This window comes from Streptomyces lichenis (genome assembly GCF_023218175.1).
Classification (GTDB): domain Bacteria; phylum Actinomycetota; class Actinomycetes; order Streptomycetales; family Streptomycetaceae; genus Streptomyces; species Streptomyces lichenis.
Map to the genome: position 1 here is coordinate 293,527 of NZ_JALPTH010000005.1, position 10,646 is coordinate 304,172.

Annotated in this window: 16 protein-coding genes and 1 pseudogene; 6 read left to right on the forward strand and 11 right to left on the reverse strand. The window is 69.7% G+C overall.

The window, feature by feature from the left end:
• Positions 1-4: 4 nt before the first annotated feature.
• From rpsC to rpsJ, 8 genes are read right to left on the reverse strand one after another with little or no spacing between them, the layout of a single operon-like run.
• Positions 5-853, reverse strand: coding sequence for a 30S ribosomal protein S3 (gene rpsC, locus M1O15_RS07845; protein ID WP_248632507.1), 849 nt, complete (start codon positions 851-853; stop codon positions 5-7).
• Positions 853-1,200 carry a 50S ribosomal protein L22 gene (gene rplV, locus M1O15_RS07850; RefSeq protein ID WP_248632508.1) on the reverse strand — a complete coding sequence of 116 codons (348 nt, stop codon included), beginning with the start codon at positions 1,198-1,200 and terminating at the stop codon, positions 853-855. Before rplV ends, rpsC begins: the two co-directional genes overlap by 1 nt.
• 49 nt (positions 1,201-1,249) lie before the next feature.
• Positions 1,250-1,531 (reverse strand): 30S ribosomal protein S19, encoded by a 282-nt coding sequence (gene rpsS, locus M1O15_RS07855; protein WP_033528345.1) that lies wholly within the window; start codon positions 1,529-1,531, stop codon positions 1,250-1,252.
• Between the two features lie 12 nt (positions 1,532-1,543).
• Positions 1,544-2,380 (reverse strand): 50S ribosomal protein L2, encoded by an 837-nt coding sequence (rplB, locus tag M1O15_RS07860; RefSeq protein ID WP_105868299.1) that lies wholly within the window; start codon positions 2,378-2,380, stop codon positions 1,544-1,546.
• Between the two features lie 39 nt (positions 2,381-2,419).
• Positions 2,420-2,740 carry a 50S ribosomal protein L23 gene (rplW, locus tag M1O15_RS07865; protein ID WP_248632509.1) on the reverse strand — a complete coding sequence of 107 codons (321 nt, stop codon included), beginning with the start codon at positions 2,738-2,740 and terminating at the stop codon, positions 2,420-2,422.
• Complete coding sequence (gene rplD / locus M1O15_RS07870) at positions 2,740-3,390, reverse strand: 50S ribosomal protein L4 (protein ID WP_248632510.1); 651 nt, start codon at positions 3,388-3,390, stop codon at positions 2,740-2,742. The genes rplW and rplD overlap by 1 nt, the downstream gene beginning before the upstream one ends.
• An 8-nt stretch (positions 3,391-3,398) precedes the next feature.
• Positions 3,399-4,043, reverse strand: coding sequence for a 50S ribosomal protein L3 (gene rplC / locus M1O15_RS07875; RefSeq protein ID WP_248632511.1), 645 nt, complete (start codon positions 4,041-4,043; stop codon positions 3,399-3,401).
• Positions 4,044-4,056: 13 nt separating this feature from the next.
• On the reverse strand, positions 4,057-4,365 hold the full coding sequence (rpsJ, locus tag M1O15_RS07880) for a 30S ribosomal protein S10 (protein WP_003948644.1): 309 nt from the start codon (positions 4,363-4,365) through the stop codon (positions 4,057-4,059).
• Positions 4,366-4,935: 570 nt separating this feature from the next.
• On the opposite strand from rpsJ, the gene M1O15_RS07885 reads away from it, so the two are divergent.
• Complete coding sequence (locus M1O15_RS07885; RefSeq protein WP_248632516.1) at positions 4,936-5,130, forward strand: CsbD family protein; 195 nt, start codon at positions 4,936-4,938, stop codon at positions 5,128-5,130.
• A 96-nt stretch (positions 5,131-5,226) separates the two neighbouring features.
• On the opposite strand, the gene M1O15_RS07890 is transcribed toward M1O15_RS07885, so the two are convergent.
• Positions 5,227-6,009 (reverse strand): ALF repeat-containing protein, encoded by a 783-nt coding sequence (locus tag M1O15_RS07890; protein ID WP_248632518.1) that lies wholly within the window; start codon positions 6,007-6,009, stop codon positions 5,227-5,229.
• 237 nt (positions 6,010-6,246) lie between these two features.
• Between M1O15_RS07890 and M1O15_RS07895 the strand changes: the two genes are divergently transcribed.
• Positions 6,247-6,708 carry a hypothetical protein gene (locus tag M1O15_RS07895; RefSeq protein ID WP_248632519.1) on the forward strand — a complete coding sequence of 154 codons (462 nt, stop codon included), beginning with the start codon at positions 6,247-6,249 and terminating at the stop codon, positions 6,706-6,708.
• A 34-nt stretch (positions 6,709-6,742) separates the two neighbouring features.
• Here M1O15_RS07895 and M1O15_RS07900 read toward each other — a convergent pair whose 3' ends face one another.
• Positions 6,743-7,114, reverse strand: coding sequence for a hypothetical protein (locus tag M1O15_RS07900; protein WP_248632520.1), 372 nt, complete (start codon positions 7,112-7,114; stop codon positions 6,743-6,745).
• 494 nt (positions 7,115-7,608) lie between these two features.
• On the opposite strand from M1O15_RS07900, the gene M1O15_RS07905 reads away from it, so the two are divergent.
• Complete coding sequence (locus M1O15_RS07905) at positions 7,609-8,193, forward strand: hypothetical protein (RefSeq protein WP_248632522.1); 585 nt, start codon at positions 7,609-7,611, stop codon at positions 8,191-8,193.
• 310 nt (positions 8,194-8,503) lie between these two features.
• Here the strand turns inward: M1O15_RS07905 and M1O15_RS07910 are convergent, their stop codons facing one another.
• A complete protein-coding gene (locus M1O15_RS07910) occupies positions 8,504-8,833 on the reverse strand; it encodes a hypothetical protein (protein ID WP_248632523.1) in 330 nt (109 codons plus the stop codon).
• Between M1O15_RS07910 and M1O15_RS07915 the strand changes: the two genes are divergently transcribed.
• The 3 genes and pseudogenes from M1O15_RS07915 to M1O15_RS07925 form a co-directional block, all read left to right on the forward strand.
• Positions 8,765-9,133, forward strand: coding sequence for an ATP-binding protein (locus tag M1O15_RS07915; protein WP_308282254.1), 369 nt, complete (start codon positions 8,765-8,767; stop codon positions 9,131-9,133). The two genes, M1O15_RS07910 and M1O15_RS07915, sit on opposite strands and share 69 nt — an antisense overlap.
• Before the next feature lie 203 nt (positions 9,134-9,336).
• Positions 9,337-10,200: a helix-turn-helix domain-containing protein gene (locus M1O15_RS07920; protein ID WP_248632525.1), complete on the forward strand. Its 864-nt coding sequence runs from the start codon at positions 9,337-9,339 to the stop codon at positions 10,198-10,200.
• Positions 10,181-10,646: pseudogene (locus tag M1O15_RS07925) on the forward strand (hypothetical protein); the annotation flags it as partial. The gene M1O15_RS07920 and the pseudogene M1O15_RS07925, both read left to right, overlap by 20 nt.

The window sequence follows — 10,646 nt, forward strand, 5'->3', positions numbered from 1 at the left end:
ACGGTCAGGCCTCCGTTCCGCCAGTAGAAGTGTTGCCGGCCTCAGCGGCAGCCGGAGCAGCGGCGGTCGCCTCGGCCTTGGGGGCCTCGGCGCCGGTGTTCTGCTGCGGCTTGCGGCCACGGCCGCCACGCTCGCCACCGCGGCCACCACGGGCCGGGCGGTCGGCGCCGCCACGGGCCGGGCGGTTGCCGGCGCGGGCGGCGGCGTTCTCGGCGCGGACCTCGGCGATGTTCTTGACGTCGCCCTTGTAGATCCACACCTTGACGCCGATGCGACCGAAGGTGGTCTTGGCCTCGAAGAAGCCGTACTCGACGTTCGCGCGCAGGGTGTGCAGCGGCACACGGCCCTCGCGGTAGAACTCCGAGCGGGACATCTCGGCGCCGCCGAGGCGGCCACCGCACTGGATCTTGATGCCCTTGGCGCCCGCCTTCATCGCCGACTGCATGCTCTTGCGCATGGCACGGCGGAAGGAGACGCGGGAGGAGAGCTGCTCGGCGACGGCCTGGGCCACCAGCTGAGCGTCCACCTCGGGGTTCTTGACCTCGAGGATGTTCAGCTGGACCTGCTTGCCGGTCAGCTTCTCCAGGTCGCCGCGGATGCGGTCGGCCTCGGCGCCGCGGCGGCCGATCACGATGCCCGGACGGGCGGTGTGGATGTCGACGCGGACGCGGTCGCGGGTGCGCTCGATCTCCACCTTGGAGATGCCGGCGCGCTCCATGCCGGACGTCATCATCCGGCGGATGGCGACGTCTTCCTTGACGTAGTCCTTGTACAGCTTGTCGGCATACCAACGCGACTTGAAGTCGGTGGTGATGCCGAGCCGGAACCCATGCGGGTTAACCTTCTGGCCCATTACCGGGTTCCTTCCTTGCTGCTGACGACCACGGTGATGTGGCTGGTCCGCTTACGGATCCGGTAGGCGCGGCCCTGGGCGCGCGGGCGGAACCGCTTCAGGGTCGGGCCCTCGTCCACGTACGCCTCGCTGATGAACAGCGAGCCGGCGTCCGAGTGGTCGTAGTTGTGCGCGGCGTTGGCGATGGCGCTGTCCAGCACCTTGCCGACCGGCACGCTCGCGGCCTGCGGGGCGAAACGCAGGACCGCCTGAGCCTCCGTGGCGTCCATGCCACGGATGAGGTCCACCACGCGGCGGGCCTTCATGGGCGTGACGCGGATGTACCGCGCCTGGGCCCTGGCTTCCATGGTTGTCCCTTCAGTGTCTGACACGTTCGTCATGGTCTGTCACCCCGCGTTAGCGGCGCTTCGACTTCCGGTCGTCCTTGACGTGACCCCGGAAGGTGCGCGTCGGCGAGAACTCGCCGAGCTTGTGGCCGACCATCGACTCGGTGACGAACACCGGGATGTGGGTCTTGCCGTTGTGCACCGCGATCGTGTGGCCGAGCATGGCCGGAATGATCATCGAGCGACGGGACCAGGTCTTGATGACGTTCTTGGTGCCGGCTTCGTTCTGGGCGTCCACCTTCTTGATCAGGTGGTCGTCGACGAAGGGCCCCTTCTTGAGACTGCGCGGCATCTAAACCCGCTCCTAGCGCTTCTTGTTCGTCTTGCGGCGGCGGACGATGTACTTGTTCGAAGCCTTCTTCGGCGAACGAGTACGACCCTCCTTCTGACCCCACGGGGAGACCGGGTGGCGACCACCGGAGGTCTTGCCCTCACCACCACCGTGCGGGTGGTCGACCGGGTTCATCGCCACACCGCGAACGGTCGGGCGAACGCCCAGCCAGCGCTTGCGGCCGGCCTTGCCCCAGTTGATGTTCGACTGCTCGGCGTTGCCGACCTCACCGATGGTGGCGCGGCAGCGCGCGTCCACCATGCGGATCTCGCCGGACGGCATACGGAGGGTCGCCATGGCGCCCTCACGGGCCAGCAGCTGCACCGAGGCACCGGCGGAGCGGGCGAACTTGGCGCCGCCACCGGGGCGGAGCTCGATCGCGTGCACCGTGGTACCGACCGGGATGTTGCGCAGGGCCAGGTTGTTGCCGGGCTTGATGTCGGCGCCGGGGCCGTTCTCGACCCGGTCGCCCTGGCTCAGGCCACGCGGGGCGAGGATGTAGCGCTTCTCGCCGTCCACGTAGTGCAGGAGCGCGATGCGCGCGGTGCGGTTCGGGTCGTACTCGATGTGCGCGACCTTCGCCGGCACGCCGTCCTTGTCATGGCGACGGAAGTCGATGACACGGTAGGCGCGCTTGTGGCCACCGCCCTGGTGGCGGACGGTCACACGACCGGTGTTGTTACGGCCGCCCTTGCTGTGCAGGGGGCGGACCAGCGACTTCTCCGGCGTGGACCGCGTGATCTCGACAAAGTCGGCGACGCTGGAGCCACGACGGCCCGGGGTCGTCGGCTTGTACTTGCGGATACCCATTTCTCAGTCCTCGTCCGATATTCGGACCAGGGCGCTCCGTTAGGAGGCCTGGCCGAAGATGTCGATACGGCTGCCCTCAGCAAGGGTCACGATGGCGCGCTTGGTGTTGGCGCGCTTACCGAAACCGGTGCGGGTGCGCTTGCGCTTGCCCTGGCGGTTGATCGTGTTCACGCCGGTGACCTTGACCGAGAAGATGGCCTCGACGGCCTGCCTGATCTGGGTCTTGTTGGCGCGGGGGTCCACGACGAACGTGTACTTGTTCTCGTCCAGCAGGGCGTAGCTCTTCTCCGAGACGACCGGCTTGACGAGGATGTCACGCGGGTCCGAGAAGGTCTTGCTGGTGACGACGGCCTCGCTCATCAGGCGTCGCTCCCTTCAGTCTCAGCGGTCTGGGGGCCAGACACGAAGGACTCGAAGGCGGCCTTGGTGAAGACCACGTCGTCGGAGACGATCACGTCGTACGTGTTCAGCTGGCCCGGCTCCAGGATGTGCACCTGGGGCAGGTTGCGGGCGGACAGCCACGCGGCCTCGTCGGAGCGCTCGACGACCAGGAGCAGGTTCTTGCGCTCCGAGATCTTGCCGAACAGCGTCTTGGCGGCCTTGGTGGAGACGTCCCCGTCGACCACGCCGGTGACGACGTGGATACGGGAGTGGCGCGCCCGGTCCGAGAGGGCACCGCGCAGGGCGGCGGCCTTCATCTTCTTCGGGGTGCGCTGCGAGTAGTCACGCGGCACGGGGCCGTGGACGACGCCACCGCCGGCGAACTGCGGGGCGCGGGTCGAGCCCTGACGGGCGCGGCCGGTGCCCTTCTGGCGGTAGGGCTTCTTGCCACCGCCGCGGACTTCGCCACGGGTCTTGGTCTTGTGCGTGCCCTGTCGGGCAGCGGCCAGCTGGGCGACGACGACCTGGTGGATCAGCGGAACGCTGGTCTTGGCGTCGAAGATCTCCGCGGGGAGATCGACGGTCCCGGCCTTGTCGCCTGCCGGCGAAAGGATGTCAATGGTGCTCATCGGTTACCTCAGGCCCCCTTGGCCGCGGTACGGACCAGGACGAGGCCGCCGTTCGGACCGGGAACCGCGCCCTTGATGAGCAGCAGACCCTTCTCCGCGTCAACGGCGTGGACGGTCAGGTTCTGGGTGGTGACCCGCTCGTTGCCCATGCGGCCCGCCATGCGGAGGCCCTTGAACACGCGGCCCGGGGTGGCGCAGCCACCGATGGAACCGGGCGAGCGGTGCTTGCGCTGGGTGCCGTGTCCGGCGCCCAGGCCACGGAAGTTGTGGCGCTTCATGACACCGGCGAAGCCCTTGCCCTTGCTCTTGCCGGTGACGTCGACCTTCACGCCCGCCTCGAAGACCTCGGCGGTGACTTCCTGGCCGAGGGTGTACTCGGAGGCGTCGGCGGTGCGGATCTCCACCAGGTGGCGGCGCGGGGTGACGTCGGCCTTGGCGAAGTGGCCCTTGAGGGGCTTGTTCACCTTGCGCGGGTCGATCTCGCCGAAGGCGATCTGGACCGACTCGTAGCCGTCGGAGTCGTTGCTGCGGACCTGGGTGACGACGCAGGGCCCGGCCTTGACGACGGTCACCGGGACGACCCGGTTGTTCTCGTCCCAGACCTGGGTCATGCCGAGCTTCTCGCCCAGGACGCCCTTAATGTTCTTGGTCATCTCGCGCGTCACCTCAGAGCTTGATCTCGATGTCGACGCCGGCCGGCAGGTCGAGACGCATGAGCGAGTCGACCGTCTTCGGCGTGGGGTCGAGGATGTCGATGAGGCGCTTGTGCGTGCGCATCTCGAAGTGCTCGCGCGAGTCCTTGTACTTGTGCGGCGACTTGATGACGCAGTACACGTTCTTCTCAGTGGGCAGCGGCACCGGGCCCGCGACCGACGCACCGGTACGGGTCACCGTCTCGACGATCTTCTTCGCCGAGGAGTCGATGACCTCGTGGTCGTAGGCCTTGAGCCGGATGCGGATCTTCTGTCCCGCCATGGCTACTCAGTAGTCCTGTCTCTCGTAACGCTCTGGAACCTGGTGGGCCGCGGCCTTGCGGCCACTCGCTCCCCTCCGACCCACGCGGTCGGGCGTGTCGCACTCCCTCTACGAAGATCTCCCGAAGGATTTCCCAACCAAGGGGGTACGGCCTGCACGGACCGCGGTGCTCAATCAAGAGCTGTCGGGGGTGGAACACCCACCGGGTGCCTGGTCGGCGCCCCGCTGACACTTCCCGGAAGATTCCCGTACGTCCGCCCCTGGCGTCTTGCGACGCCGTATATGGGACGACGAGTACTGTGGGACTCGCTTCCGGTCCTCCCGGCGGGAGGCGCGCAGCATCGGCACTCAACCGAGCAACCCGGACAGTCTGCCACACCGGGCGCCGCCGATGCCAATCGAGCCCAGAAGATTACCCCGGGGCCTTTGGCTGTCAAACCACGGCACGCGGGGGTCCCCTTCCTCCCCCGGGCGTCTGCGACCCAATTTCCGAGCGCCGGGTTTACACCCTCCAGCTCAGGTCATCCGAAGAGCAGACGAAGCACTGCCAACGAGGAGGAGGGCGACAAAATGGCCGCCGACGAGAAGGCCAAGGCGAAGACCGAGCAGGCCACCGGCAAGGTGAAGCAGGCCGCCGGCAGCGCCCTGGGCAACGAGCGCCTTGAGGCCAAGGGCCACGCCGACGAGGCCAAGGGCCACGCCCGCCAGGCCAAGGAAGACATCAAGGACGAGCTCAAGGGCAAGGGCAAGGACGAGCGCCCGTAAGACGAGCGCGTACGACGGGAGGGCGGCCCCTGATCACCAGGGGCCGCCCTCCCGTTCACGTGCGTGGGCGCCGGACCGGCTCCGGCCGCCGTCCGCTCAGCGCTTGGCGGCGGGCTTCTTCACCGCCGCGGGCTTCTTCACGGGCGCCGGCTTCTTCTTCGCGGCCTCGTCCTTCGCCCGGGCCTCGTCCTGGCCGACGTCCAGGAACTGCCGCAGCTCCTCCGGCGTGCCCTTCAGCGCCTTGGCCGCGGCGGCCTTGACCGCGGGACCGCCCGCCGCGGCGATCCGGGTGACGCGGTCCCGGTCGTCGGTGAGGCGCGCCGTGTACTGCCAGCTCTCCAGGAAGGCCTGGAGGGCCTGCGGCGTATTGGTCCTCAGGGCCTCCTTCGCCGCCTTCTTCACCGCGGGACCGCCCGTGGAGAAGACCTGGGAGGTCCGCACCGAGTCGTCCGCGAAGCGCGCCGTGTGCTGCCCGGTCTCCAGGAAGGCGACGATGTCCTCCGGCGTGCCCTTCAGCGCCTTCTGACCGGCCTCCTTCACTCCGGGGCCGCCGAGGCCGATGATCCGCGACACCCGCACCTGGTCGTCGATGAGCCGCTCCTTGTGCTGGCCCACCTCCAGGAAGTCGCGCATCTCCTCGGGCGTGCCGTCCAACGCCTTCTGCGCCGCCTCGCGCAGTCCGGGGCCGATGTACGGGTTGGCCAGGATCCGGGAGATCGCGGCCCGGTCCTCCTCGGCCTGCGGGCCGTCCGTCGCCGAGACGGCCGGCGCCGAGGCCTTCGGCGCCCCACCATCCGTGGCGAGCGCCGGGACGGCGAACAGCAGGGCGGGGGTGATCGCCACCGCGGCGGCGATGGCCGTGAATCGGGCCGGCTTCATATGCACCTGTCCAAACCGTGGAGACCAGCTCCACATCATCCGAGAAATCTTACGAATATCCGAGAATCGGTGTCGATCTTGTGCGAAGCCCGGCGGCAGGTCAAACGCATTAAGCGGCCCGAACGGCCCGGAACAGCCTCCCCGCCCAACCGCCCCTCTCCGGTGCACGAAGATGATCCCCGCACGACGGTGGCCCGAAGGCGGCCACCCATCCGACGGACCCTGGGGGACGAGCACATGGACAAGAAGACGACCACGACCGCGCTCCTGCTGGCGGCGGCCCTGCTCACCGGCTGCGGCAGCGGCAGCGACGGCGGTGACACCGGTGGCAAGGCCACGGGCGACGCCTCGAAGCCCCCGACGGCCGGCAGCCCCTCCCCCAGCGAGGGAACGAAGACCGAGGGCGCCTCGCACGAGGTGACCCTTGAGGTCACCGGCAAGGGCAAGACCATGATCATGTACACCCTGGACGAGTCCAAGACCGAGACGGTCACGCTCCCGTGGAAGCGCACCGCCACGATCACTCCCGAAGGCGCCGAGAAGGAGGTCGGCCGGTTGGTCCTGGTGACCCCCGGGAACTCGCTGGGGGAGAACGGCATGCTGACGGCGGGCGGTTGCACCATCACGGTGGACGGCAAGCAGGTCGCGGACAACGACGGCGGCAAGTCGCCGAAGCCCTGCACGTACGAGATCAAGTAGCCGGTGCCGCCCGGTCGGCGCGCCGGAGCCCAGGTCAGGGCCCCGCCTCGCGCCGACCCACGGCCACGGACCAGCGGACCCCGCTGGGCGCCCGAACGCCTACGGTGCCGCCCCGCTCGGTCCCGTCCACGTCGAACTGGTGGTACTCGCTCGTCGCCTCTCCACCCCGGCCGCCGCACTCCGATCGCACGACCGTGTCCGAGGGCCTCAACGAGACCTCCACCCGGCCCTCCCCCTGGCAGTTGACCGAGAGCACCAGGGCGCGCCCCTTCTCCCCCGCCTCGAAGTCGAACACCGCGTTCCCCGTCCGCACCGGCTGGGCCGCGGCCACGACCTCCCCGTCCACCAGCACGGCGGGCCGCACCGGGGACGGCCAGGGCGCCAGGGTGCCCGTGGTCGCGGCCACGGCCCGCCTCGTGGGCGCGGCCACGGCCTGCCTCTCCTCACCCTCCCGCCCCTCGTCCCCCGCCGTGCAGCCAGTGACCCAACCCAGCAGCACAGCGCAGGCAACCCCCCGCACCACGACTCCCCGAGCGACCATGGCCCCTCTCTCCCCCCCCCGGCATCAACGGGCCGGACGCCTCCCGCGCCACGGCTCCACCGGCAGCGTGGCAGCGCGCTCTGACGGAGGGAGCGCCTCCGCCCCGGATCTGAGCAAGTCCAGAGCTTTCCCCGCCGCCGAGCCAACGGATGGGCGCCCAGGCGGGTTTGCCGATCGGCGTACCGACGCGCCCCGCTGCTGCCATCCTGATCGGTGGGCGCCGGGGGCGGATGTACCGCGCGGGCGGACAGGGGGCGGGTCTCGTGGGTCGTCGTCGCAGGTCCAGGGAGGGCAGTGCGTTGGCCTTGGCCGGTGCCGCGCTGGCAACGGGGTGCGCAGGGGCACCGGCGGAGGTGCCAGTGGAGGAGAGGCCCTGGCGGAAGGCGGGCGTGCACCGCTGGCGAGGGGACCTCTGCGCCGACCTGGAGGAGAAGGAGCTCGCTCCGGGGCTGCGGATCGAAGACGGTACGGGAATCGGGAGTGGCGGACCGGAACCGGGCACGGACGACGGCCCGTATGTCGAGGACTCCAAGCACCTGGCCTTGACGTGCCACGGCACCATGAGCCACGAGGAGACCGGCGACTTCTGGAGGATCGACGTCTACGCCCGTATCTACACCGCGGACGACTACGTCACCGCCTGCTGGAAGAGGGAGGACGAGGAGGTCGCGGAGCGCAACCGCCGCCATACCAACCCCACGACCGTCAACGCGGCCCAGTTCTGGTTCAAGGACCAGTCGAGCGGGACGACGATCAGGAAGCTGGTCACCTGCAACGGTGACCTCCTGCTGGAAGCCGGTGCCAGCGGACCGTCCAGGATGTTCTACGACGAGGCGGAGCCGACCCTGGCGAAGATCACGCAGAAGGCCACCGAGCTCATCGAGTCCAGCCGCCGGGAGCGCGACACCCCCTCCGGGTCACCGACCGCCCTCTCCACCGACTGACGTGCTCCGGCCGAGGTCGACGGAGGCGGCACCCCCTCGGCCGAAGGCCGGCAGTGGCGGCACGGGCCGGGTCATGGCGGCCCGACGAGTCGGACGACCGTCACGGTGAGAACGCCCGATGAGACGACGTAGCGCAGGATGACGCCGGACACCGTGGCCTCCCGCCGGTCCTTGTCGCTCCCCACCCGGCACGATGCGCGCCTCTAGGGATCGGTCCCGATGGACCGCGCGACTCGCGTCCTGAACAGCGTCGGATCGTCCAGCTTGTTCAGAGCCTCTTCGGCCGCAGGGGCATAGGCGACGCGGTACTTCATGCGCCGGTCTCCGAGGCCCGGAACACCGACCGCTCCGCCTGGAGCAGGACGTCCACCCGGTCCGGCTCGTCACCCGGAATCACCTCCAGCGCCCACTTGCGGATGACCGCCCCCACCGTGCCCGGCCCCACCCCGGAGACCTCCTCCTCGAAGACGGCCCTGCGCTCGACGTCCAATGCGGCCCGCACATCCCGCACCGCCAGCGGGGAGCGCGGCTGGCTCGGCTGCTGGCCGGGGAGCGGCTGGAGGCCTGGGACCTGCCGTACGGGATCGCCGAGGCGGCCGGCCAGATCGTCGCCGAGCTGGCGGCGAACGCGGTGACCCACGGGCGGGTGCCGGGGCGGGATTTCCGGTTGGAGTTGGCCGTACGGGACGAGGTGCTGCGTGTCGAGGTGTCGGACGCGCGAGCGGAGAGGCGACCGCCCGTTCGACCGCAATCCGGGCCGCCGTTGAGCGAGTCGGGGCGCGGGCTGGTGATCGTGGAGGCGCTGGCGGACCGCTGGGGCGTCGCGGACGGGCCGGTTCCGCGCAAGTCGGTCTGGGCTGAGCTGCGGCTTTCCGTACCGGAGCGTGGGAAGTCGGGTTCCGGTGGATCGGGCGGTCTTTCCAAGGACCACGAGAGGTGAAAGAACCCCACCAAGCCCCACCCCTCCCGCCCGAGACGGGCTCTCACTCTCTCGGGTGAAAAAGGGCAACTGGGCTGGCCAAGCGGCAGGTTGCGTGTCCTAGGCTCACGGCAACAGGCCGGCCGACACATACGTCGGCCCCCGCCGGGACTGGCATCCCGTAGGCGAGGGCCTGACCACTGAAGGAAGAAGAGAGCTTCCCCGTGGATACTCCACACCCTAGCGCGCCCCTGCCCTCCCAGTCAGTAAGTGGCACCAACTCCCCGCGCGGAGTGGTGCACGAGAACTCCCGGCACACCACCCGGTTCACGGTGGTCGGCAACCACCTCGCCCAGCATGGCGAGTTGTCGCTGACCGCGATCGGGCTGGCGGTGCACATCCAGTCGCTCCAGGCCGGTGCCCGCGTGGACATCAAGTCGCTGACCGCGCGCTTCCCCGAGGGGGCGCACCGGGTCGCCGGAGCGTTGCGCGAGCTGGAGGCGCACGGCTATCTGCGCCGGGAGCGCCTGCGCACCCCGGCCGGCCGGGTGGTGACCCGCACGGTCTCCTGCAACCAGCCGGGCGCACCCCGTACCCCCGCGCCTTCCTCCGACGAGCCCGACCGGCCACCGCCGCGCCGACGTCCGCCCGCGCCCCTGCGCGTACCGCATCCCGCGTTCCCCGCCGGGGCGCTGCTCGCCGCCGCCACCGAGCTGCTGGCCGGGCTGTACCAGGCGGACGTACGGCTGCTGCTCCCGGCGCGGGACGTACAGCGGCTGGCCCCGGGGGTGGCGGCCTGGCTGGAACGGGAGGTCGCCCCCGAGGCCGTACGCCATGCCCTCACCGCCAACCTGCCACCCGAGGGCGTACGGCGGCCGGCCGCGCTCCTGGCCCACCGGCTGACGGTCCTGCTGCCACCGGAGCCACCACGCCCCGTACCCAAGCCGGAACCGGACCCCCTCCAGTTCTGCGAACCCTGCGACCTGGCCTTCCGCGCCCCACTGCCGAGCGACTGCCCCGGCTGCGCGACGGCCACCCCCCACTCATCCAACGATCAGAAGGAGTCCGATGGTCAGCTCGCCCCATGAGGCGATGCGCCGGATCTTCGAGGAGTATCCGGCGCTGTTCAGTAGCGTGGCCGAGGTACTCGGCGTGCCCTTCGGCACCCCGATCTCGATGACCGCCTTACCGACCGACCTCACCGAGACCCGCCCCCTCGAACGGCGACTCGACACCCTCCTGCGCTTCGAAACCGAAGAGGAAGGCGAATTCCTCCTCGCCGTCGAAGCCCAAGGCAAACGCGACCCCGACAAACCCGCCAGCTGGGCCTACTACCTCAGCTACCTGTACAACAAATACGGCCAGCCTCCCATCCTGCTCGTCATCTGCCAAGATCGGGCAACCGCCGACTGGGCCTCACAACCGGTCCATGTCGGAACACCCCAGTGGACTTCATTCACTCTGCGCCCCCTGGTCGCCGGCCCCCACAACATGCCGGTCATCACCCAGGAGACCGAGGCCCGCAAGGACCCCA